Here is a 24,367-nt window from a genome sequence, read left to right as displayed (position 1 = left end):
GTAAATAAAAAAGCAGCACAGTTTGTTACTGACGTTTTTTTCAAAACGAACCTTAGATTGAATATTCATAATTTGGGTTATTTGCCCCGCTGGATCATTGTTGGCATTGATTTGATGGTTTTGCTGTTATCGTTCTTTTTTACTTTTCTTCTCTTTAAAGGTACAGGTTTGGATTATATAACGACGCCTCATACTATCATTTTCATCAGTTCTTTTTTTGGAATAAATTTGTTTTTTTTCTGGCTATTTCGCACGTATTCCGGAATTATCCGACATTCTTCTAATATTGATGCGGTTAAATTATTGTTTTCACAATCGGCCGTTTTAATTGCTTTTCTTGCTTTTAATTTTTTACACGAGATTATCCTTGGCACAAAAGCCTTTTTGAATACTGCTATTTTTATCAATATTGTTCTTTCTTTTTGCGGCTTGTTTTTATATCGAGTTGTGGTCAAGCAAACATTTGAAGTATATTTTTCTGAAAAGAGCAATTCAGAATTAATACGAACTGTCATTTACGGAACCGATGCCAATGCAATATCGGTTGCTAACGCGTTAAAATTTGAAACACCTTCCCGTTTTAAAATTGTGGGATTTGTCGATAAAAAAAATAAGAATGCTTCCAAACGCATGTTGGATCTTCCTATTTTAGTGCAAAAGAAAAAGTTGCCTGCTTTGATGCGTTCGGTAGCAGCGGAAGGCGTTATCATTGCTGATAAGGGATTGTCAAAAGACGAACAACTTATCATTGTAGACCAGTGTTTGGAATACAATTACAAGGTTTACACCGTACCCTTAATTTCGGATTGGGAAAATCAAAAAGAGATTTCCCAAAAAGTAAAGACCATTCAAATTGAAGATCTTCTTGAAAGAAAACCAATTATATTGGACAACAAGTCCATTTCAAATCAGTTGAAAGGCAAAGTAATATTGATTTCGGGAGCGGCCGGTTCTATAGGGAGTGAAATTGCTCGACAGGTTTTGCTATTTGATCCTAAAAAAATCATTATATTGGATCAGGCTGAAACGCCGTTGCACCATCTCAAATTAGAAACGGACAGTATTGTTACCCGTGCCAAAATCCGAACCGTTATTGGAGATATTAGAAATCGAGCAGCGATGGATACGCTTTTTGCAACTTACCGTCCCGAAGTTGTTTTTCATGCTGCTGCTTATAAACACGTGCCGCTGATGGAAGAAAATCCTTGTCAGGCAATTTTCACCAATATAAAGGGGACTAAAAATTTGGCTGATTTAGCTTGTTTGTACGATGTCAAAAAATTTGTAATGGTATCTACCGATAAAGCGGTAAACCCCAGTAATGTAATGGGTGCCAGTAAAAGAATTGCTGAAAAGTATGTACAATCCCTGCAGTTTAAAGACCAAAAAGAGAAAGGATCTAATGCTACTAAATTTATTACTACCCGTTTTGGAAATGTGTTGGGTTCAAACGGTTCTGTTGTCCCTTTGTTTACCAAGCAAATCGCCGAAGGCGGCCCACTTACCATTACTCATGTAGATATCATCCGTTATTTTATGACTATTCCTGAGGCTTGTCAATTGGTTTTGGAGGCTGGAGCGATGGGGAATGGCGGTGAAATTTATATTTTTGATATGGGTAAACCAGTTAAGATTATTGATTTGGCACGAAAGATGATTAAATTAGCAGGATTCATTCCGGATAAAGACATCAAGATTGATATTGTTGGGTTGAGACCTGGGGAGAAACTATATGAAGAGTTGCTAAATGATACTTCAAAGTCGATTGCAACGCATCATGCTAAAATTATGATTGCACAAGAAATTCAGGAAGAGTTTGAATCGCTGCATGTCGATATTAATGAATTGATTCGTCTGGCAGATTTGTTTGCCAATGATGCGATAGTGGCTCAAATGAAGAAGATAGTACCTGAATTCAAAAGTATGAATTCGGCTTATGAAGTGTTAGATCAAAAAGATTAACTTTTTTTGGATTGATTTCATTTTTTTATTAAAGCAACAGTAACTTGGATGCAATACATCTTGCTCGCTTTTAGGACTAATTTTAGATTTTGAAAACTCCTCGTATGTGCTGGGAGTTGTTTATTTTGGCCATGGATTTAGCGGATTTTCACTAATTGAAGAAATAGATTTAATACGCTCTGAGGATTGTAATTGACTTTTAAAATATGTTCGGAAGTGATAGTGGCTTCTGATTTGGGGCACGGATTAATAGAATTTAATCTTTGAACTTATGGCAGAAAATAAATATAACTCGCTTTGCTGCTTTTTATTAGAATTTCCAGTTCTTAGTTATTGATGTGGAATAGTAATTTTCAACAAATATTTTTACAGATTGCAATACATTAAGTTGGCTTGTATTGCATATTTTTATTGAATTAACAGGCACAGTTGCTAAGTAGTTTTCGTTACTAATTTTGGCTACATATTTTAATTGATTGAATAAATAAATTTTTCCCGTTCTGCGATATGTTGTAAAATTTTAAAATTGTTAACTGGCATTAGTAATTGCTGTTTTTAGGCACGAATTTTATCGATTACAGCCTTTACGAACCGCCTAGTGAAAATAAATCTGCCAAAATCTTTTGAATTGGTAGCAAAAGAAGTTTTTCTACACTGATAGTCTCAAAAAAAATATTAAATAAAACTAATTACATCCAACGTGTTAATGTATATATTTGCCCCTTTAAAAAAATAAAATTACATGAAATACTTTTTTTTACTAAAAAAAACAATTCCATTTTTGTTTTTAGTGTTATTTTTCTCTTGCGCTTCAAAAAAAGACATCATTTATTATCAAGACATTGATACATTACAGTCGCAAGAAAAATCAACATCGTATGAAATTAAAATACAACCCGATGACTTATTGATGATTATCGTGTCTGCGGAAGACCCTGAAATAGCCATTCCTTTTAATTTAACTACTTTATCAATACCTACAGCTGACAGACCAGATGCTATTGGACAACAGTCGACACAATTATATTTGGTGGATGCTAATGGGTTTATCGATTTTCCTATTGTGGGGAAGTTAAAAATAAGCGGATTCACTCGTTCGGAAGTTCTTAAAATCCTGCAAGACAAAATTGCTATGTTTATCAAAAATCCAATAATTAACTTTCGTATCATGAATTTTAAATATTCGGTTCAAGGTGAAGTTACTGCTCCTGGTAGCTACAGTGTTGCTTCCGAAAGAATTACGTTGATTGAAGCCTTGAGTAAAGCAGGAGATCTGACAATTTATGGTAAAAGGAATAGTATTTTAATCATTCGGGAAATTGATGGAGTCAAATCCTATAATAGAGTGGATATCACCAAGACGGAATTTATCAATTCTCCGTTTTACTATTTGGCACAAAATGATGTCGTGTATATAGAACCCAATAAGAGTAGAATCAATGCTGCAGCAGTAGGACCAAACACCGGGGTAATTATTTCTGTTTCCTCTTTGCTGATTACTTTAATTACATTAATTATCACCTTTTCAAAATAAATAGTTTCAATGGAAAATAACATGTTAAACGAAAATCAAGAACAGGATTTTCAACTAAAAGCTATTGTTGATCAATATGCTTCCCACTGGAAATGGTTTGTCTTAGGTGTTTTTTTTAGTTTATTAATCGCATACATTTATCTTAGATATTACACACCGCAATACCAGGCTGCTACTACTATTTTAGTAAAAGATGAAAAGAAGGGGGGGATGCTTTCTGAACTTTCAGCTTTCGCTGATATGGGTATAGGGGGCGGTATTAAAAATAACTTAGACAATGAGGTAGAAATTTTAAGATCAAGAACATTAATTGAAAGTGTTGTAAAAAAATTGAATTTGAATACGGCTTTTATTGTTGAAGGAAATGTAATAAAAGCTGAAGTATACCAGAATTCCCCTATTATGGTCAATTTTATTGATCAGAAGCCTGGTTTTTTTGAAAATAAAATGGAGTTTAAATATGTAGCAGTGACATCCAATACCTTTGAGCTGGATGATTTATCACCGGAAAAGAGAATTTTAATTGATAATAACAACGTATTTAAGCATGGTCAGCCTATCAAAACAAAGTACGGTACTTTAGTTATTAATAAATCGCCTAAACATTCTCAAACAATTGCTGACAATAATATTACAATTATAATCGTACACTCTCCTCTTGAGAACACAGTGGAAAGTTTCAAATCAAGATTAAAGGTTAATCCATTAAGTAAAACAAGCAGTGTCGTTGAAATCTCTTTAATTGATCCCGTGTTGACCAAAGCGGAGGATTTCTTGGATATTCTGGTGCAAAACTATAATGAAAATGCTGTGGCGGATAAGAATTTAATTTCTGAAAACACTTCAAAGTTTATTGCAAACAGATTGAAATTAATTACTGAAGAGTTGGAAGGTGTGGAGCAGGACGTTCAGAGTTTTAAAAATACGAATCAGTTAACGGATATCGAAACGGAAGCGAAGCTTTTTATTGAAGGTTCAAGCGAGTATGATAAGAAAGGAGTAGAAGCAGATATCCAATTGAATATTATCTCTTCAATGCTGGACTTTATGAAGAAAAGTAAAAAATCGGACCTGTTGCCTGCCAATATTGTCAGTGGTGAAGCAACAGAAATGATTGGTTCGTACAATCAATTGGTTTTAGATAGGAATCGAATTATGAAATCGGCAACCGAAGCTAATCCAACTGTTATTAAAATAGACCAACAACTGTCATCTTTAAAATCTAGTGTGGCTTCGAGTTTGAGTCGCATGCAATCAAATTTAAGCATTCAAAAGAGAAATTTGAACAGTCAGGAAGGATTTTTGAATTCTAAATTGGGAAAAATACCAGTGCAGGAACGTCAGTTTAGAGTTATTGCCAGACAACAAAAAGTAAAAGAGGAATTGTATTTGTATTTGTTGCAAAAAAGGGAAGAGACCGCTATTTCACTGTCAGCAACAGAACCTAATGCCAGAGTGATTGATGCTGCCAAAGGATCAAAGATTCCGGTGGCTCCGAAAAAAAACATAATTTATTTGGCCGCATTATTATTAGGTCTTCTTGTTCCATTTGGAATTATTTACTTGATGGATTTATTGGACACGAAAATAAAAAGTCGTTTGGACTTAGAAGGCAAAACATTAATTCCATTTATAGGCGATGTGCCTAAATCCGGTAGTCCTTCGGAAATCATAAAATCAGAAAGCCGCAGTAGTTCGGCAGAGGCGTTGCGAATCATCCGAACGAATTTGGAATTTATGCTAACTAAAGTTCCGGAGGGTCAGGCTAAAACTATTTTTTTAACGTCTACTTTTCCAAAAGAGGGCAAGACTTTCGTTTCGGCTAATCTGGCTGCGACTTTCGCCTTGTCTGGTAAAAAAGTATTATTGATTGGAATGGATATCAGAAACCCAAGGTTGGATGAATATTTGACATTGCCGGATCGTGGATTGACTAATTATTTGACTTCTAAAGATTTAGTCTTGGGAGATTTAATTGTTAAACATGATGGATTTGATGATTTTCATGTATTACCTGCAGGTGTAATACCTCCTAATCCTGCAGAGATGCTAATGAATAAGAAAGTGGATACACTTTTTGAAATTGTAAAAAAACAATACGATTATATAATAGTGGATACGGCTCCGGTCAGTTTAGTAACCGATACGTTATTAATTGCTAAATATGCAGATTGTTTTATTTATGTGGCTCGTGCTAATGTATTAGAGAAACGCATGCTGAATATTGCCAACACCTTATATAAAGAACAAAAATTACCAAATATGTGCTTACTGCTTAATGATACCGATTCTACGAAAGGTTATGGATATGGGTACGGTTATGGTGTAAAAGTTGAAAAAGAGCCCTGGTATAAAAAAATACTCTAATTTAATAAATTTATTGTTTTAGTTTAATTTTAAGTAAAAGTTTACAAATTATTTTTTTGTAAACTTTTTTTTATTTAATAAGTAGATTAGTTATAGAATTCACAGTTTTTGGTCATGTTAATACAATTAATTTTATTTTTGCCGCAATTAAATATGTGAGTTTGTTATTGTTACTAAAATGTAAATTAAAAAATCAATTTTTGATGTACATTTCCTACTGAAACGATAGATTTTCCTTTATTTTTACTTTAACTTTGTAAAAATCTTGAAAAGATGGTAATCTGCTATGTGGATTGCAGCGGCGAAGCCGTATCCTATGGCGAATGAAAACTATTTTTAAAAACATCAATATCATCTCATCACGCACGACTGGTAGTCTTAAAACTTTAAAATAATTATGAAAAAAATACTTATTGCAACAGTATTTGTATTATTGATGCTTCATACTTCTGGTGTTTCGGCTCAGGATTTGTTTGTCGGCACCGATTTAGGTTCAATTCAAGTAGATAATTTATCCAATGCGGATATCGTCAAGTTAAAAAATCAATTGCAAGCCAACAGTATTTCGGTTGCTCAAGCGGAGCAGCTGGCATTGTCAAAAGGAATGTCAGCAAATGAATTTCGTAAACTAAGAATTCGTTTGGAAACTGTTTCAGATACTCCCAGTTCAGACAACAGCAGTTCTTTGAATGGTACCGTTGATTCCAAAGAGCTCACCCGAAAGCAAGAAAAAATTAGTAATATAAAAGTTAAGGATACTTTAAATGCCTTAATTTTCGGATCTGAACTGTTTGATACTCCCACGTTAAATTTTGAACCCAATTTAAAACTGGCCACCCCTGTGAATTATGTTTTGGGACCTGGCGATGAATTGCAAGTAAGTGTATATGGTGTGCAGGAATTTACTGCGTCGGTGCCAGTTACAATGGAAGGTAAAGTTAACATTCAGTATGTTGGCCAAATTGCTGTTTCAGGAATGACTATTGAAGCGGCCACTCAAAAAATAAAAGCGGCCATTGCTCGTGTTTACAGTACTGTAGCCTCTGGGCAATCGCAAGTAGGTATTAGTCTGAATCGAATTCGAACTATACGAGTAACGATCATAGGCAGCAAACAGCCGGGAAATTATTCCATTTCTTCTTTGGCTACGGTTTATAACGCGTTATTTTTGGGTGGTGGCCCTGGGAAGAATGGCAGTTACCGAAATATTGAGTTGTTGCGAAATAATGTTGTCTATCGCAATGTCGATTTATATCGTTTTCTTGTGAATGGTGACCAATCCGATAATGTCGGGCTAAAAGACAATGACGTCATCCGAATCCCAGCCTATAATCAAAGGGTTACTGTAGAAGGGCAAGTCAAACGTCCCGGAATTTTTGAAATGAAGAAAGGAGAAACCTTTTCTAACTTGCTTACTTTTGCTTCCGGTTTTAATGAATTTGCCTATACTGCATCTGTAAATGTGTTGCAAAAAACAAATAAGGAATTTAAAGTAACGGATATCAAGGAGTCTGAATTTGATAGTTATAAACCCCTTTCCGGAGATGTGTTCCGAGTTTCTAAAATTTTAAACCGCTTCGAAAACCGAATTAAAATAGAAGGCGCTGTTTTCAGGCCCGATACCTATTCTTTTTACGAAGGGATGCGCGTTTCTGACTTAATCAGTAAAGCAGATGGTTTAAAAGAAGATGCGTATACCAATAGGGCGAGAATTATTCGATTGCAATCGGATTTGACTACAGAAATTGTCAATGTCAATTTGGATAAGGCTTTAATCGGTGATCTTGATTCTGATATTCCTCTAAAACGGGAGGACGTGATCACTGTATATTCTATTTTGGATTTTGAAGAAGAACTCAAGATAACCATTGATGGTGAGATAAAAAAACCAGGAATATACCAATATTATGATAATTTAACATTGAATGATTTATTAGTGCAGGCTGGTGGTTTAACAGGTTCGGCTTCTAAAAGAGTTGAGGTCGCGCGAATGATCATTTCAGAGGAAATTGATGATACTAATCCCAATAAAGCAGAATTGTTTAACATAGAAATTATTGCGGGCAACAATGAACAGGCAAAAAACTTTACTTTGCTTCCTTTTGATGTGGTTAATATCCGAAAAATGGCGGTGTACGATAAACCGGAGATGGTTACGGTAACCGGAGCTGTACATTATGCCGGAAAATATGTGTTGGCAAACAAAAAAGATCGCGTATATGACGTTATTCAAAGAGCAGGTGGATTGACCTCCGTTGCCAATGTAGAGGGAGTGAGAATAAAAAGACCTATTCAGGCAAAACAAATAGAAGATTTGGAAAATGTGAATCTAAACTTAGGTAAAAAAGATAGTATCCAAGCCAAATTAGAAAAAAAATTAAAGGAGGACTTAAAATATGCTACCATTCCAGTAGATTGGAAAGCAATTGTGAAAAATCCAAAAAGCAGTACCAATGTCACTTTATTTTCTGGCGATGAAATAGAAGTGGTCGCATTTAATGAAGGCGTAAAAGTTACTGGAAATGTCTTATTGACTTCAGAAATTCCCTATGATGGTGGCAAAGGATTCAATTACTATGTGAACGCCGCAGGAGGTGTTGATGCAAAAGGTTGGAAAAAAAAGGCGTACATCATTTATCCAAATGGGAAAGCGGCAGTGGCACATTCATTTTTATTTATACGATCTTATCCTAAAGTCACTCCCGGTTCACAAATTATAGTGCCTGAAAAACCTGAGACAAAAAAAATGAGTACGGGCGAGTTTGTTAGTATAGCTGGAGTATTGGCGAGTTTGGCAGGGGTTATAATTGCGATATTGAGGTAATAGTTTTCACCAACCAGTATTTAAGGACCAGTTTGCAGGTTACTAATCTCAATCGTTTTACACCAACCCAAAAGGAAGAAAAATAAAAACATACAACGGACTTTTATCGACACTACTTAAAATACACATTTTAATAATAAATAAAATACAAGCGTAAAATCTTGAAAAAATGAACGAACAAAACGACCAAATTACGTTAAAAGAATTAATCGAGAAGGGTAAGGAATGGTTCTTCTATTTGCTTTCTCAATGGAAAATACTTTTCCTGATGGTTCTTATAGGAAGTTCTTTGGGTGTCGCCTACTCTTACATTAGGAAGCCAATATATACTGCCACGTTATCTTTTGCGCTTGAAGATGAAAAATCAGGAGGCGGATTAGGAGGTGCTATTGGATTAGCGAGTTCCCTTGGTTTAGATCTTGGTGGCAGCGGTGGCGGAAGCGTTTTCGCAGGAGCAAATTTGACGGAGTTATTTAAATCTCGCTCGATGGTGGAGCAAACTCTACTAACTTCTGTTTTAGCAGGTATTGATACGATTTCTTTGGCGGAGATGTACATTAGAAATGAAGGATGGAGAGATCAATGGAATGATAAACCCAAGTTTAAGGATATACAATTTATTCCAAATACCGACCGCAAGTATTTTACACGCGTGCATGACAGTATTCTTGGTGTAGTATATAGCGATTTGTCTAAAAATGGCCTAATGGTTGCCCAAAAAGATAAAAAAGTTTCTATTATAAGCATTGACGTAATTTCTACTAATGAATTGTTTGCCAAGTATTTTTCAGAAGCCCTGGCTAAAAAAGTATCGGATTTTTATGTTGATTCTAAAAGTAAAAAGTCCAGATTGAATATGGCTATACTCGAAAGGCAAACGGATTCGATTCGTCGGGAACTTAATGGAGCGATTACCGGAGTAGCGATAGCAAACGATAATACTTTTAATTTAAATCCGGCCTTAAATGTTCGTCGTGCCCCTTCCGCAAGAAGACAGGTTGATGTTCAGGCTAACACTGCTATATTGACGGAGCTGGTCAAACAAACTGAATTGGCTAAAGTTACCCTGCGAAAAGAAACTCCTTTAATACAGGTGGTGGACCGTCCTATTTTACCTTTGCCTAAGGAAAGATTCGGGAAAGCAAAAGGGATTATTTTAGGCGGAATTTTGGCTGGTATGCTAACAGTATTGGTATTGGTTATTAGACGAATTTTGAAAGAATTAAAATAGTCGGAGTTTTCAATTTATTCAATCTGTTTTAATTCAATCCTAATTTGAAGAAAGATTAATTTTTTTTGATACCGATAAAATTAATCGATAGAGATAAGATAAATTTAAAAATTTATAAATAATGCAGGTGTATAATTGAAAATTTGAAATCAAAATACGATGAAACCAATACTTATTGACTTTCCAAAAATTCAAGATCCCAGAGGTAATTTAACTTTTATGCAAAATCCTAGTCAAATTCCTTTTGAAATTCAAAGGGTTTTTTGGACTTATGATGTTCCTGGTGGTGGAATTAGAGGAGGGCATGCTTATTTTAAGCAGCAAGAAATCATTGTGGCCTTAAGCGGAAGTTTTGATGTTTTTATTACCAATTGTAATGGCACTACTGAAAAATTCTCCCTAAACAGAAGTTATTATGGTCTTTATTTACCAGCTAAAACGTGGAGGCACATAGAAAATTTTTCTACAAATGCTCTCGCATTACATGTTTCCAGTGAGCCTTTTTCTCAAGAAGATTACATCAGAGATTTTGAGAATTTTAAAAAGTTGCCGAATGAATACTAAAAATAGTGTTTTTGAGTGTAATCTTTTGCATTTAAAACAAATTGGCGATCGAAATGGTCATATCACCGCTGTTAATAATAATTTTGAAATTCCTTTTGATATAAAGAGAATTTTTTATTTATATGATATTCCAGGTGGCGAATCTCGAGGAGCACATGCTCATAAAGATTGTCATCAGTTTTTAGTCGCTGGAAGTGGAAGTTTTGAAGTTTTATTAGATGATGGGCAAACAAAAAGGCAGGTTTTGTTAAACCGTCCCGATTTAGGTTTGCATATTCCGCCCGGAATTTGGGCTTCTGAAATCAACTTCTCCAGTGGTTCAATTTGTTTGGTATTAGCTTCCCATGAATATAATGAAAGTGATTATATACGGAATTTTGACGATTATAAAACATACATAAATGAAGCAGTTGGTTAGAACAGTTAAGATAATTGGTACAGGAGCTTATGTTCCTGAAAATAGAATTGCGAATTCAGATTTAGAAAAAACAATTGATACTAACAGTGAATGGATTTTTGAAAATTTAGGGATACATGAACGGCGTATAGCTCAGGACAGTCAGTGTACAAGTGATCTAGCGGCATTAGCAGGTGAAATGGCTATTAAAAATGCCGGATTGAATAAAGATGATATTGAATTGATTATTGTAGCTACTTCGACTCCAGATCGTTTAGCACCATCAACTGCTTCGATTGTACAAGATAAACTACAGGCTTATAATGCGGTAGCATTCGATATAGCAGCTGTTTGTAGTGGTTTTTTATTCGCAATGTCTGTAGCTTCTCAATATATTGCCAGTGGCGTTTACAGTAATGTTTTGGTGATTGGGGCAGATACATTCTCTAAAATTATCGATTGGAAAAGAAGGGATGCCGTTTTTTTTGGAGATGGCGCAGGTGCTGCGGTTTTAACCAGTGCTTCAGAAAATGAAGGGTTTTTAGCTTACAGGTTATATACTGACGGAAGGGGTAAATATGAGTTTACGATTCCAGCAGGTGGTTCTGAATTTCCAGCCAATCAAAATACGATAGATAATAATTTGCATTATTTCCAAATGAATGGCAAAGCAGTTTATGATACCGCCACAAAAGTATTACCCATTGCAATAAATCAGGTATTAGCGGATACCAATTTAACTATAGCCGACATTGATTTGATGATTCCTCATCAGCCAAGTATTAAAATACTTCAAAAAACAGCTGAAATTTTAGGGTTGCCTTTTGAAAAAGTAATGACAAATATGGATAAATATGCGAATACTTCCGGAGGAACCATTCCTATTTTATTGCATGAAACATTTCAATCCGGTAAAATAAAAAAAGGATCTACTATTTTATTTGCCGCGGTTGGCAGTGGATGGACTTATGGGGCCGCGATTATTAAATGGGCGTAATTTAAAAATAATTATATGATTATAATAACAGGAGCCTCTAAAGGCATTGGAAAGTATTTGTGTGAAGAATACAGCAAAAAAAACAATGATGTTTTTGGAATATATAATTCTACTTTTACAGAAAGTTTTCATCCCAAAACAGTATTTTTTAAAGTAGATACCACAAAAGACAGTGAAATCAAAAGTTGGATTGAGCAAAACCAACACGATCTAAAAGATATTACTTTGATTAATTGTGCTGGCATTAATTATAATTCATTTGCGCATAAAGCAGACATCCAAAAATGGAGAGAAGTTATTGAAGTTAATTTAATAGGCACTTTTAATATGATCAGTAGTGTGCTTCCTTTCATGAGGGAACAATCATTTGGAAGAATTATAAATTTTGGTTCAGTTGTGGCAGCATTACCATCGCCTGGAATTAGTGCTTATGCGGCTTCTAAGTCGGCACTCTTTGGTATGTCTAAATCAATAGCCGTAGAGAATGCAAGTAAAGGCATAACTATAAATAACATTAACTTAGGTTATTCTGAGTTGGGAATGATCAGTGAAGTACCGGAGAGATTTTTAGAAGATATTAAAAAAAGAATACCCTCCAATAAATTGTGTAAGCCAGCTGACATTTTTAACACTATCGAATATTTGCGTAAGACTGAATACATCAATGGTACGGAAATTAATATTAATGGTGGCATTATATGATTTTAGATTTAATTTTTGCAAGAAAAGAGATTCTTTATCATTACTCTCCATTTAGCTTTTTTCCTAAGCCCGATAAGGAAAAAATATTTCAGCATAGTTTAGTCAATGAAATAGAAAAATATCTTGTTGATGAAACTGTACAGACCTTACAAATTGATGTTTTAGGTGAGCAACATTTCTTTATTGTAAAATTTTTAAAATGGGATTCGGATTATTTTAATTTGCCGACCTATAAATTATTATATGTTTTATATGCCCATAAGGATTATAAAATATTAAAAAGTGCGACAAAAATTTTTGTACAGGATTTTTTTAAAGAGAAAGACAAGTATTGTTTTTCCGAAATTCCAAGCGAAGATATATTCACTATTCAGGCCTTAAACGAAAGCGGATTTAAATTAGTGGAGAATAGATTAACTTATTATTTGGATTTAAAAAAGTATTCCTATGAAAGATATGACGTACGATCTGCAGTATTGGAAGACATCCCAAATTTAAAAAGAGTTGCCAGAGAAATGCGAAATGATTATGATAGGTTTCATGCTGAAACCGTATTTGATTTGAGTAAGGCCGATGAATTCCTAGCAACTTATATAGAGGAATCTGTAAAGGGATTTTCTGATTTCACTATGGTCCCTTCAACAACAGGAGTTCCTTCGGATGCCTTTTTGACTGCGAATTATCTTTTTAACGATTGGGATGCTATTGGTGAAAAAGTTTCTAAAATGGTGCTTTCTTCAGTTTCCTCAGAAACGTGTAAAGGTTGGTATCTTAAACTGATTAGTGAAATGGCCTATCATTTAAAATCAATTGGAGCGGAGTATGCCTTCATGCATCCTGCAACAACTAACAGAGCAGTAATTCATACTTACGAGAAGCTAGGCTGCAAGTATGGTAAATGCATACATATATTAACATTTACATCATGATTAAATTTTTAGATTTACAAAAAATAAATGCACAGTATGCTGCAGAATTGAAACAAGTTGCCGCTGATGTTATTGACAGTGGTTGGTATTTACTGGGAGAACGGGTAAAAGAATTTGAAAAAAATTTAGAGGTTTTTCAGGAAGGCGGTCATTCAGTAGCAGTTGCTAATGGATTAGACGCTTTACGATTGATTTTTAAAGCCTATATCGAATTGGGTGTGATGGAAGCTGGTGACGAAGTAATTGTTCCTGCCAATACTTATATCGCTTCAGTATTGGCTGTTACGGACAATAACTTAGTGCCAATTTTAGTGGAGCCAAATTTAACTACTTTTAATTTAGATATCAATTTAATTGAAAGCAAAATTACTTCAAAGACCAAAGCCATAATTGTGGTCCACTTATATGGTTGTGTTTGTTGGAATGAAGAGTTGGAAATACTGGCAAAAAAGTATAATTTAAAACTAATTGAAGATAATGCTCAAGCAATTGGAGCACGTTGGAAAGGTGTAAGAACAGGGAACTTGGGTGATGCTGCTGGTTTTAGTTTTTATCCTGGTAAAAATTTAGGTGCTTTAGGCGACTCAGGAGCTGTAACTGCAAAGGATCCAGAATTAGCAAAAGTGATTCGTACCTTGGCTAATTATGGTTCAGCTGAAAAATATGTTAATCAATATCAAGGATTAAACAGTAGAATGGATGAAATGCAGGCTGCATTTTTGAATGTCAAACTGCGTTATGTGGATACGGAAACAAAGCGCCGACAAAAAATAGCAGATTATTATTTGAAAAACATAAAAAATTCTAAAATAATACTCCCACAAGCTGGGAATGCGGATGAACATGTTTGGCATCTTTTTGTGATTCGAACTGCTGATCGTAATAAGTTGCAGTATTATTTAAAGGAAAATGGTATTCAAACATTAATTCATTATCCCATTCCGCCTCATCAACAAAGTTGTTATTCCAGTTTATCCAGCATCTCTCTGCCAATTACCGAGCTGATTCATACTGATGTACTAAGTTTACCAATAAGTCCTGTGATGAGTACAGAAGAAGTGGAGAAGATGGTAGAAGTTTTAAATAACTACGCAGCTGTAGAGCAGTTATGAGTGAAAATCAATCCTCTTATCGAAATATAATGAAAGCCACTTCCATATTTGGAGGAGTTCAGGTTTTTACTATTTTAATATCTATTATTCGTTCTAAATTCATTGCCCTTTTTCTTGGTTCTGTTGGTATGGGAGTGGTAGGATTACTTACTTCGACAACAAGTTTGATAGGCGGAATTACTAGTTTCGGACTAGGAAGCAGTGCCGTAAGAGATGTATCGGCTGCCAACAGTAGTGGGGATAATTCGCGTGTTGGTTTGGTTGTAAATGTTCTAAAGAGATGGGTTTGGGTAACAGGGGCTGCAGGTACATTGATTGTTTTGGTGCTCTCACCTTGGCTGAGTCAGCTTACTTTTGGAAACAGCAATTATATTTGGTCTTTTGCTTTAATTTCAATCACATTGTTATTCAATCAGCTCAATGTAGGACAATTGGTCGTGCTGCAAGGAATGCAGAAAATACAATATTTAGCAAAGGCAAGTCTTACAGGTAGTGTTATTGGTTTAATAGTGACGGTTCCTTTATATTACTTTTTTGGTGTAGACGGTATTGTTTCCACTTTAATTATAGCATCAATGGTTTCGTTTGCTATTTCTTGGTATTTTGCGAGAAAAGTTGAAATCACCAAAGTTCAGTTGACTAAGGCATTAGCTTTTTCCGAGGGGAAAAACATGCTAAAAATGGGTTTTATGATTAGTCTTACTGGTTTATTTGTAACTGCGAACACCTATATAATTCAGTTGTTTATTAGTAGTAGAGGCGGTGTTGGCCAAGTTGGGTTGTTTACTGCGGGTTTTGCTATTATAAATACCTATGTTGGATTAGTTTTTACTGCTATGGCTACCGATTATTTTCCAAGATTATCGGCAGTAGCGTCATCAAATGAGTTGTGTAAAAAAACCATTAATCAACAAGCTGAGATTTCTATTTTGATTTTAGGACCCATTATTATGATGTTCTTGGTTTTTATCAAACTAATAATTATTGTTTTATACTCCACTAAATTTGTAGCTATTGAGCAAATGGTTTTGTGGTTAGCAGTAGCTACATTTTTTAAGGCAGCAGCATGGTCTATTTCATTTATATTATTAGCTAAGGGAGAATCGAAATTGTTTTTTTGGAATGAGCTTTTTGCTAGTGCGTATGTCTTGCTATTTGACTTAGCTGGTTATTATTTTTGGGGATTAACAGGTTTGGGAGTTTCATTTTTTGTAGCTTATTTTATTTATTTTTTCCAAGTTTTTATCTTAAGCAAAATTAAATATCAGTTTTCATTTGACAGTTCCTTTTTAAGAATTTTCGCTACTCAGTTTTTATTAGCGATTAGTTGTTTTGGAGTAGTACAGTTTGTTGATAAGCCTTTTTCCTACATGGCGGGTTCTATTTTGATTTTATGTTCAGTTTGGAATTCCTATAATGAATTGGATAAGAAGTTGGGAATCAAGACGGTTTTGAATAATTTTTTGCATAATAGAATAAAAAAATAAATTATGGAAACTTCTATTCAAGAAATTCAAAATGTTTTTGATAAAATCAAATTATTAGCATTAAAAGAATTTGATAATAAAAATTACGAACTCTCATTACAATATATAGAAGCAGCCGCTCATGTCGCATATTCTTTTAACTGGAAGTATGCAGATGAAGTTTTAGAAAATCTTTTGGTTGCAATTTCTGATGTAATTATTGCTGAAAGATCAGTTTTTATTCCAATTCAAGGAAGGATTGTTTTTTATGACGTGTTTGCATTAGACAACAGAGGATTGACACAACAATACTTGCGTGCTTTGATTAGCTGGGGAGTCGAATTGCTATTTATTTTTGAAGGAGATGATTTGTCGCATTCTAAACAAATTATGAGTGAGATTAAATCTTACTCAAAAGCAGAGTTGTTTGTGGTAGATCACTCTTTAACAAAAACTGAGAAAATCAACTGCATTTATAATAAGATTATTGATTTTAAACCTGAAAAAGCATTTCTTCATCTAAACCCTTCCAGCGTTGTAGCTATCGGTGTTTGGAACAGTTTAAAAGAGGTTGCACGATATTTGGTGAATTTAACCGATCATGCTTTTTGGTTGGGTACAAAATGTATTGATTATTCCCTAGAATTCAGGAATTATGGTTGTACTGTATCGTATGAGAAAAGAAATTTGTCTGAAGATCAATTGCTTATTCAGCCTTATTATCCAATAATGCAATGTAAACCGTTTATTGGCTTTCCTTCACAAATAGCTGATGATGCTATTAAAATATTTACAGGGGGATCATATTATAAGATGTACGGCAAGTCAGATTTTTTTTTAAATTTATTAAAACTTCTTATAGAATTAGATTCAAAAATTGTAATACTATTAGCAGGACACGGACATGATGGCCCAATAAAACAATTTATTTCAGATAATAAATATGAAAGACGTTTATTTTTATTAGGTTCTCGACCTGATATAACCCATGTTTTTGAACATTGTGATATTTATTTAAGTACTTATCCCTTGACCGGTGGATTAATGGGACAATATGCAGCATCTTTAGCCAAGCCGATTTTATCCTACACATCGGATGATATACCATCTAATTTTGCCGAGGGGTTCATAAATTGGAATACTAATTCGGATTTTAAAATTACCCACACAACTTTAGATTCTTTTACAGCTGAAGCTTTAAAAATGATTGAAAGTAAATTCTACAGGGAAAAAAAAGGGAACGAGAATAAGAAACACATTATTACAGAAAAGGAATTTTCAGAGCATTTGAGAAAATTAGTTTCTTTGAATAGAATGGAAAACCCGTTTGTAAAAGAAGTTATTGATTATAAGGTATTTTTAGACCTGTACATAGAAAACGAAAATAAATACCTGAAACAATTTAATTACCTGATTGTTTCTCAATTTAAATTTCAGTCATTACTGTTATTTCCCAAGCAATCCATATCGTTTATTTTTTCCGCTAAAAGCTGGACAATTATTGGAAAGTTTTTTAATAAAAGAAAGGTCGATTTTAATATGAAAAACGCCTAAAATAATAGTAATTAACCTGTTAGGTATAAACATTTTTTGATGATAATTTTAGTCTGTTCAAATGATTTTCTAAATGAAATTATAAGGAGATTAAAAAAGTTTTATTAAAAACGGTTCTTGATACATTTTTTGTTCCATTATACTTCACACAAAACACTCGAACTGACGTTTTAAACAATTTTACCCAACTAGTTTACTTATTGTTTTTTTACATTTATGTAAAACTTTTGGTATAGTTTTTTTAGAAAATAGCGATAGATTGTTCTAAGTCAAATATTTTTTTAAAAAGATAAAAGAAAGTTTGATAAATTATTATTGAACTTCATAATATTATGGGTATTATTTAGATTATAAAAACGTAAGATAAATCAGTAATTTTAATAATTTATAAGAAATAAATTATTATATGATTCTGCTCTATTATTTTTATAATTAAAAATATACTTATTTGTAATTAAAAAACACGTGGATAGTAATTTTATTTCATACTATATAAAAGGTGTTTTAATTTAAAAATTTAATAAGATGAAACGATTTGTAAAAAAAATTATAGCAAGAACGCTCTATTTTTTCTCCTATATTTTTTCTCCAGAATTATCTTTAAACTTCTCATTAAGATTTAATCAATTATATTCACTTTGGTTTTTACGGGAATTTAAAATAGTTGGGGAAGGTTTTTTAATTTCGTATCCTTTATATTTACATGGAGGGAAGCATATTTCTGTAGGTGAAGGTTTTTCTTGTCAAAAACGTTTGCATTTACATGCTTTTGAGGAAGTTTTAGGAGATAGATTTGCTCCTGAAATCAAAATAGGAAATTATGTTTCGATACAGCATGATTGCCATATTGGTGCAATCAACAAGATTACAATTGGCAATAATGTATTAATGGCAAGTAAAGTTTATATAAGTGATCATTTTCATGGTGAAATAACAAAAGAAGCTTTATTATTACCACCATCGCTGAGAAAATTGTACAGCAAAGGACCTGTAGTTATTGAAGATAATGTTTGGTTGGGAGAAGGAGTAGTTGTTCTGCCTGGAGTAACTATTGGAGAAAACTCTATAATTGGAGCAAATGCTGTCGTAACTAGATCAATTCCAAGAAATTGTGTCGCTGCAGGAAATCCAGCTCGAATTGTACGAGAAATCTAATAATTTAAAAAAAGAAGAGCTAAATCGTATGAACAATCGAACTGATGATTAAAAAATGCTTGATTAATTGACTTTCTCATTTAATACCTTTATTTTATCTTCTATTTCGTCGAAATGTAAATTACGTCATTGAATAAAAATTGATCTCTATTTTAGACTTGCCGCTTTAAATTGCCATCAAGTGTTCGTTTTTACCAGTCTTATTTTCGCATAAAAAATAATTAATATCTTCATGAAATTAGCAGCAATTGTAGTTGTTTACTACCCTAATTTAAATGATTTAAAAAAAAATATCCTTCGGTATATTGCCGATGTGGATGCATTAATCCTTTGGGACAATACTCCTAACCGTATTTGTGCGCCATTGATAATTGATTTGCCCGGATATGAAGAGAAGATACAACAACTTTCTACCGGAAAAAATGAATTTATTGCTTACCCATTGAATCAGGCGATTGCATGGTGTATCGCAAATCAATATACTCATTTGCTTACTATGGATCAGGATAGTTTATTTGAAGACGGTGGCTTTAAATTATATAAAAACAGGATACAATTAAATTTAGGAAATAATAATGCCATTTATGGTGTCAATCCAAACAGTACGTTTGCTTGTCAGAATGATTTTTTACATACCAGCTGGTGCATAACTTCTGGTTCCATTTACAATGTTAACTTAATACAGGAAATAGGCGGTTTTAGAGAAGATTATAAAATTGACTGTGTGGATAATGAAATTTGTTTCAGAGCGAATTTGAAGGGCTATAAGACAGTAGTGGATACACACTGCCTTTTACATCAAATCTATGGCAATCATCAAAAATCAATTTTTGGTTTTACTACTTTAGGCTATTCGCCTTTCAGGACATACTCCATTTTATGCAACCATATTTTGTTATGGAAGCAATATCCCCAGCAGATTGGAACAGACTTGAAGAACGTAATTGTTAAAGAATATGGGATTTACAGATTTGTAAAAGTATTATTGTCTGAAAATAATAAAATGGATAAATCAATCGCTTTGTTTTATGGTTTTATGGATGGCATTAGGGGAAAAAGAAAAGATAGATTTTGTAAACCCTAATTTCAAATTAAACAGTATTAAATGAAAATTACCGTTTCGATTATAATAGTTAATTACAATACAAAAGATTTGCTGGTTGACTGTATTTATTCCATTTATCAAAAAACGAAGAATCTTGCATTTGAAATACTTGTAGTTGATAATGATTCCCATGATGGTTCAGAAGCTGTGATCAGAAATAAATTCCCGGGAATCAATTTTATTCAAAGCGGTGCGAATATTGGATTTGGACGAGCCAATAATTTAGGAATACAAAAAGCCAAGGGAGAATATATTTTCCTGCTGAATTCGGATACTATTTTAATTAATAATGCGATTGCGATTCTTAGCAACTATTTGGATGCAAACAGTTCCGTAGCGATTTGCGGAGCTAATTTATATGATGCCAATCAAAGGCCTACCGACTCGTATTGTCAATTGATGCCTGGCATATCTACGGATGCGCAAGTTCTTTTGGGAAGTGTTTTTTCAAAGTTTCGGTATGGAATAAATAGTATTTTCAACCATTCTGATCAAAATTTGATTTTAAATGGATATGTCACGGGTGCTGACATGATGATTCGAAAAAAAGTTCTCGAGGAAGTGGGTTCTTTTGATCCGGATTTTTTTATGTATTATGAGGAGACAGAGTTAACCTGGAGAATTAAAAAGCAAGGATATACAGTAGCGTCCGTTCCAAAAGCCAAAATTATTCATCTGGAAGGCGCTTCCGAAACGATTAAAGAAAACACCATGCGCCGCATGATAAAAAGTAAATACATTTACTTTGAGAAAACTGGAAAAAAAGAATGGATATCCGTTTCTTTTTTTCTATTTCTTTTAACGGCATGGACAAGAATCATTCTATTTAAAGTCAGCGGTAATCACGAACGGGTTTCTTATTGGTTATCTTGTCTAAAAGTAAACCAGTATGAATACCATCTCTACCAGAAATGTAAAAAATAATGAATGCTGATTGGAATGTTCAAATAAAAATTCAGATTGAGTCATTTCAAAATGCAATGCTGGCAAATTTTTATTTCAGTCCTGATCAAGCATTAAATTGAAATAAAAATCGGTACCTACTATACTATTTCATTATGCTGCTGATTGAGCGGTCCTAATATAGTTTTAAAGTTTAACTTCGATACTAATGAATATCTTATATATCTGTTCTCCTCCTTTACTGGATTATTCTGCAGAACAAATAAATGATTTGAAACAGCATGTTAATTTGCATGTAATGGTTTGTGTGAGTTTGCATGCGCCTAACCATACCATTTTTAAATTAAAAGAGGGTTTTGTTCTCGACGGAATTTATCCATTCGAAGCGATAAAAGACAAAATTGAAAATGTGAAGTTGTTCGAACATTATTTTGAAGGTTGTCAATCTGTCCATTTTGTCTTTTTTCCTCCAAAAATTGGAATGAGTATCGTAAGGATTACGATGGCGCTGCTCCAACAGCTAAAACGTATTAAACCACAGCTCGTTCATTTTGATGATATATCTGGGCGAATGCTGGCTTTTGCACTACTGCTGAAAAACAGAAAGATTGTATTGAATGTCCACGATCCAGTTGCCCATTCAGGGGAACAAAATGCGGGCTATGTAATCATGCGTAAAATTCTTTTTAGTAAGATTGCTGCTTTCGCCACTTTTTCTGAATATAGCAGACTGTTGTTTGAAAAAGTATTTCATCCCAAAGTACCGGTTGCCGATTTAAGACTGGTTCCGTACTATTGCTATGAGGCATTAGGCACTAAAAAGATACCAGAGATCAATAAGCTACCTAATGAAAAAGTACTTTTGTTCTTTGGAAGACTATCCCCTTACAAAGGAATTGACGAGTTGCTAAGCGCTTTTTCTAAAGTGGTTCAAAACTTCCCGCAGATTAAACTTGTGGTCGCTGGTAAAGGTAATTATTCTTACCATTTACCAGAAGAATTGGTCGGTTCTTCATCGTTGATTACCATCAATCGATTTATAGCTGAAACTGAAATCAAATCATTATTTAAACAAGCCGATGTTTTAATTTGCCCTTACAGAGATGCGACCCAGAGTGGTGTGCTGATGACTGCTGCCGCTTTTGAAACACCCGTAATTGTGTCTAATGTTGGAGCGCTTTCTGAATACATAAACGACGGGGGCAAGGGGTATGTTTATGATTTGAACGATGAAAAAGGGCTGGAAAATTGCCTTGTGCAATTTCTAACGGATTCCCAATCAATAAATACGCTTGCTTTACCTACCGATAATGCAGCTGTTTCGCGAAACAGCCAATTGCTGGTAAATCTGTACACTCAACTTTTAGCAAGGCGTTAAATGATTCCATATATTTTATTTTTCAGTTTCCTATTTATTATTTCATTATTCAATTTAATTAAGATTGAGTCGTTTGAAAAAATAGAGAAATTGCTTTTTTTTATTTTTTGGTTCGTAGTTTTTTTTTTTATAGGGTTTCGTTATAAGATGGCCAATGACTGGTATAATTACAATAACATAATCCGCGGGATCGAACCCTTTTGGGATGTTTTGTCGGGAAATGCCACTAATTTTCAGGGGGAAAAAGGTATTGAATATGGTTTTAAGATTTTAATCTCCCTAATCAATATGGTTTTTAACTCGGAGACAAGCAGTAGTTTGCAAGCGTTGACCGTAATTGTCTCTCTATTTTGTTACACCGTATTGTTTTACGTTACATGGAAAGAAGAAACTGTAACCTATAAATTTTTATTTTTAGCAACTTTCATTTCTTTTACCATGTTTCGGGAATTTGATATTTTAAGGCAGTCCATCGCTTTCTATATTTTCCTATTGAGTATTAAATATATTAATAACAGTTTTTTTAAATATTTCCTTTTAAATGTTTTGGGTTCTTTATTTCATGTCAGCGCACTGATTTTCATACCTCTTTATTTCATTTTTAAAATAAAATTTAGCAGAGTGTTTATCTTGGTTCTTTTTGGGTTGCATTTAATCACAATGATCACCCATTTTTCCTTTGTTACTACCATATTGGAAAGATTAAGTAACTATTTTCCCGAACTGATATTTGCACAAAAATTGTATTTAAATTCAACTACGGTGGAAGCGCAAAGTTCCATTAGTATAGTAGGGCTGCTGTATGCTATATACCTTTTATTGCTGTCTGCTAATTATGAAAAAATTGATTTTAATAATTATAAAATGCGATTTTTTATCAATTCCTTTTTTATTTTCATAATAATCAATATATTCTTCTCGGACTCCAAGGATATAGCAGATCGGTTTTCATATTATTTTTATTTTGGTGTTGCTTTTGTTTTTGTTTATTTAATTAAATTTATCCCAAAGGCACTTTATTTTCCCTATGTATTGTTAATATTAATTTTTCCGACCATTCGTTTTTCCAGAATTATTTCTAACCCTATGACTAAAAGTGTACTAGTGCCATATCGCAATTACTTTTTTGTGACACCTAGTGATGAAGATAATCTTTTGATAAAATGGAAAGAAAAGAATGAAGAATAATAGCATAAAATGAAGAACATGAGAATTTCAGTCTGTATGGCCACCTTTAATGGGGACAAATTTATTAAAGTACAACTAGCAAGTATCCTAAAACAGTTGTCCGAGACGGATGAAATAATCATTTCTGATGATGGTTCTTCTGATGAGACCATCAACATTATATTGGCTTTTTCAGATTCAAGGATCAAACTGGTGCATAATGATTTAAGCCAGCTCCAACCCGCTAAACAAAGTAAATCCTATCAGGTCACCAAAAATTTTGAGAATGCGCTCACCTATGCTACCGGCGATTACATTTTTTTATCCGATCAGGATGATGTTTGGGAAGACAATAAAGTAGAAGATTGTATTTTACTATTAAAAGGTAAAAAGTGTAATCTTGTTGTTCATGATGCCACTGTCGTGGATGAATCTGGTACGGTAATAGCCCCGTCCTATTTTGAAAAAGTAAAATCACAAACAGGTTTTTTTAAAAATATAATCAAAAATTCCTATTTGGGCTGCTGTATGATTTTTGATCGAAATATATTATTGAAGTCGTTGCCATTTCCAAATAATCTTATTGCCCATGATATTTGGATTGGCCTTATTGCAGAAAGAAATGGTAAAGTGGCCTTTCTAGAGAAGAAATTAATTCGATATCAACGTCATAGTGCTGCAGTAACTGCTTCAGGGATGAAAAGTGAAAACAGTTTAAATTTTAAAATAAGCTATCGGGTGGAATTTATTCTTCAATATCTAAGAAGGCTTGTTTAAAACAGAAATAAGGATGATTATTGCTCTATAGCATTGTCTTTGACGCTAGCAAACAATATATTTTTTTATTTAGTGAAAAAAATGTAGTTTAAGAAGGAAGGGATTATGAGACAGGTAGCAATTTTGAGGAGTAATAGAGTATAGTGGATGCCAATTGTAAAGAGGAACAACATTTTGAATCGACCCTGTTGCAAATAATAAAAATACAGATTAAAGAGAAAGTTGCAGCGCATTGGAAAGGAA

At 33.5% G+C, this 24,367-nt stretch carries 19 protein-coding genes; all 19 read left to right on the top strand.

Annotated elements, in window-relative coordinates; all coding sequences use genetic code 11:
* Positions 1–57 precede the first annotated feature (57 nt).
* The 19 genes from ACP7AQ_RS10215 to ACP7AQ_RS10125 all read left to right on the top strand — a co-directional run bounded on the left by ACP7AQ_RS10215 (position 58) and on the right by ACP7AQ_RS10125 (position 24,124).
* Positions 58–1,962 (top strand): polysaccharide biosynthesis protein, encoded by a 1,905-nt coding sequence (locus ACP7AQ_RS10215; protein WP_426063624.1) that lies wholly within the window; start codon positions 58–60, stop codon positions 1,960–1,962.
* A 742-nt stretch (positions 1,963–2,704) separates the two neighbouring features.
* Entirely contained in the window at positions 2,705–3,496 is a 792-nt protein-coding gene (locus ACP7AQ_RS10210) for a polysaccharide biosynthesis/export family protein (RefSeq protein WP_426095396.1), read from the top strand.
* A gap of 9 nt (positions 3,497–3,505) precedes the next feature.
* Positions 3,506–5,863, top strand: coding sequence for a GumC family protein (locus ACP7AQ_RS10205; RefSeq protein WP_426095395.1), 2,358 nt, complete (start codon positions 3,506–3,508; stop codon positions 5,861–5,863).
* Positions 5,864–6,260: 397 nt separating this feature from the next.
* Complete coding sequence (locus tag ACP7AQ_RS10200; RefSeq protein WP_426063478.1) at positions 6,261–8,687, top strand: SLBB domain-containing protein; 2,427 nt, start codon at positions 6,261–6,263, stop codon at positions 8,685–8,687.
* Positions 8,688–8,856: 169 nt separating this feature from the next.
* Complete coding sequence (locus ACP7AQ_RS10195) at positions 8,857–9,918, top strand: lipopolysaccharide biosynthesis protein (RefSeq protein WP_426063479.1); 1,062 nt, start codon at positions 8,857–8,859, stop codon at positions 9,916–9,918.
* 159 nt (positions 9,919–10,077) lie between these two features.
* Complete coding sequence (locus ACP7AQ_RS10190) at positions 10,078–10,482, top strand: sugar 3,4-ketoisomerase (protein ID WP_426063480.1); 405 nt, start codon at positions 10,078–10,080, stop codon at positions 10,480–10,482.
* The gene (locus ACP7AQ_RS10185) at positions 10,472–10,900 is read left to right on the top strand and encodes a sugar 3,4-ketoisomerase (RefSeq protein WP_426063481.1); all 429 of its coding nucleotides are present in this window, start codon (positions 10,472–10,474) and stop codon (positions 10,898–10,900) included. Before ACP7AQ_RS10190 ends, ACP7AQ_RS10185 begins: the two co-directional genes overlap by 11 nt.
* Entirely contained in the window at positions 10,884–11,876 is a 993-nt protein-coding gene (locus tag ACP7AQ_RS10180) for a 3-oxoacyl-ACP synthase III family protein (protein ID WP_426063482.1), read from the top strand. The genes ACP7AQ_RS10185 and ACP7AQ_RS10180 overlap by 17 nt, the downstream gene beginning before the upstream one ends.
* A 15-nt stretch (positions 11,877–11,891) precedes the next feature.
* On the top strand, positions 11,892–12,578 hold the full coding sequence (locus ACP7AQ_RS10175; RefSeq protein WP_426095394.1) for an SDR family NAD(P)-dependent oxidoreductase: 687 nt from the start codon (positions 11,892–11,894) through the stop codon (positions 12,576–12,578).
* Positions 12,575–13,507, top strand: coding sequence for a hypothetical protein (locus tag ACP7AQ_RS10170; protein WP_426095393.1), 933 nt, complete (start codon positions 12,575–12,577; stop codon positions 13,505–13,507). Before ACP7AQ_RS10175 ends, ACP7AQ_RS10170 begins: the two co-directional genes overlap by 4 nt.
* Positions 13,504–14,619 (top strand): DegT/DnrJ/EryC1/StrS family aminotransferase, encoded by a 1,116-nt coding sequence (locus ACP7AQ_RS10165; RefSeq protein WP_426095392.1) that lies wholly within the window; start codon positions 13,504–13,506, stop codon positions 14,617–14,619. The genes ACP7AQ_RS10170 and ACP7AQ_RS10165 overlap by 4 nt, the downstream gene beginning before the upstream one ends.
* 29 nt (positions 14,620–14,648) lie before the next feature.
* A complete protein-coding gene (locus ACP7AQ_RS10160) occupies positions 14,649–16,106 on the top strand; it encodes an O-antigen translocase (protein WP_426095391.1) in 1,458 nt (485 codons plus the stop codon).
* Positions 16,107–16,109: 3 nt separating this feature from the next.
* Positions 16,110–17,639 carry a hypothetical protein gene (locus ACP7AQ_RS10155; protein ID WP_426095390.1) on the top strand — a complete coding sequence of 510 codons (1,530 nt, stop codon included), beginning with the start codon at positions 16,110–16,112 and terminating at the stop codon, positions 17,637–17,639.
* A gap of 525 nt (positions 17,640–18,164) precedes the next feature.
* A complete protein-coding gene (locus tag ACP7AQ_RS10150; protein ID WP_426063489.1) occupies positions 18,165–18,794 on the top strand; it encodes an acyltransferase in 630 nt (209 codons plus the stop codon).
* A gap of 232 nt (positions 18,795–19,026) precedes the next feature.
* Entirely contained in the window at positions 19,027–19,878 is an 852-nt protein-coding gene (locus ACP7AQ_RS10145) for a hypothetical protein (protein ID WP_426063490.1), read from the top strand.
* Positions 19,879–19,899: 21 nt separating this feature from the next.
* On the top strand, positions 19,900–20,823 hold the full coding sequence (locus tag ACP7AQ_RS10140) for a glycosyltransferase family 2 protein (RefSeq protein WP_426063491.1): 924 nt from the start codon (positions 19,900–19,902) through the stop codon (positions 20,821–20,823).
* 187 nt (positions 20,824–21,010) lie between these two features.
* A complete protein-coding gene (locus ACP7AQ_RS10135) occupies positions 21,011–22,180 on the top strand; it encodes a glycosyltransferase family 4 protein (RefSeq protein WP_426063492.1) in 1,170 nt (389 codons plus the stop codon).
* The gene (locus tag ACP7AQ_RS10130; protein WP_426095389.1) at positions 22,181–23,368 is read left to right on the top strand and encodes an EpsG family protein; all 1,188 of its coding nucleotides are present in this window, start codon (positions 22,181–22,183) and stop codon (positions 23,366–23,368) included.
* Positions 23,369–23,386: 18 nt separating this feature from the next.
* Entirely contained in the window at positions 23,387–24,124 is a 738-nt protein-coding gene (locus tag ACP7AQ_RS10125; protein WP_426063494.1) for a glycosyltransferase family 2 protein, read from the top strand.
* Positions 24,125–24,367: the final 243 nt, after the last annotated feature.

It is taken from the genome of Flavobacterium sp. DSR2-3-3 (assembly GCF_049896585.1).
Classification (GTDB): Bacteria; Bacteroidota; Bacteroidia; order Flavobacteriales; family Flavobacteriaceae; genus Flavobacterium.
The sequence above is the reverse complement of the archived record's forward strand: the minus strand, read 5'-3'. Positions and strand labels throughout refer to the sequence as shown.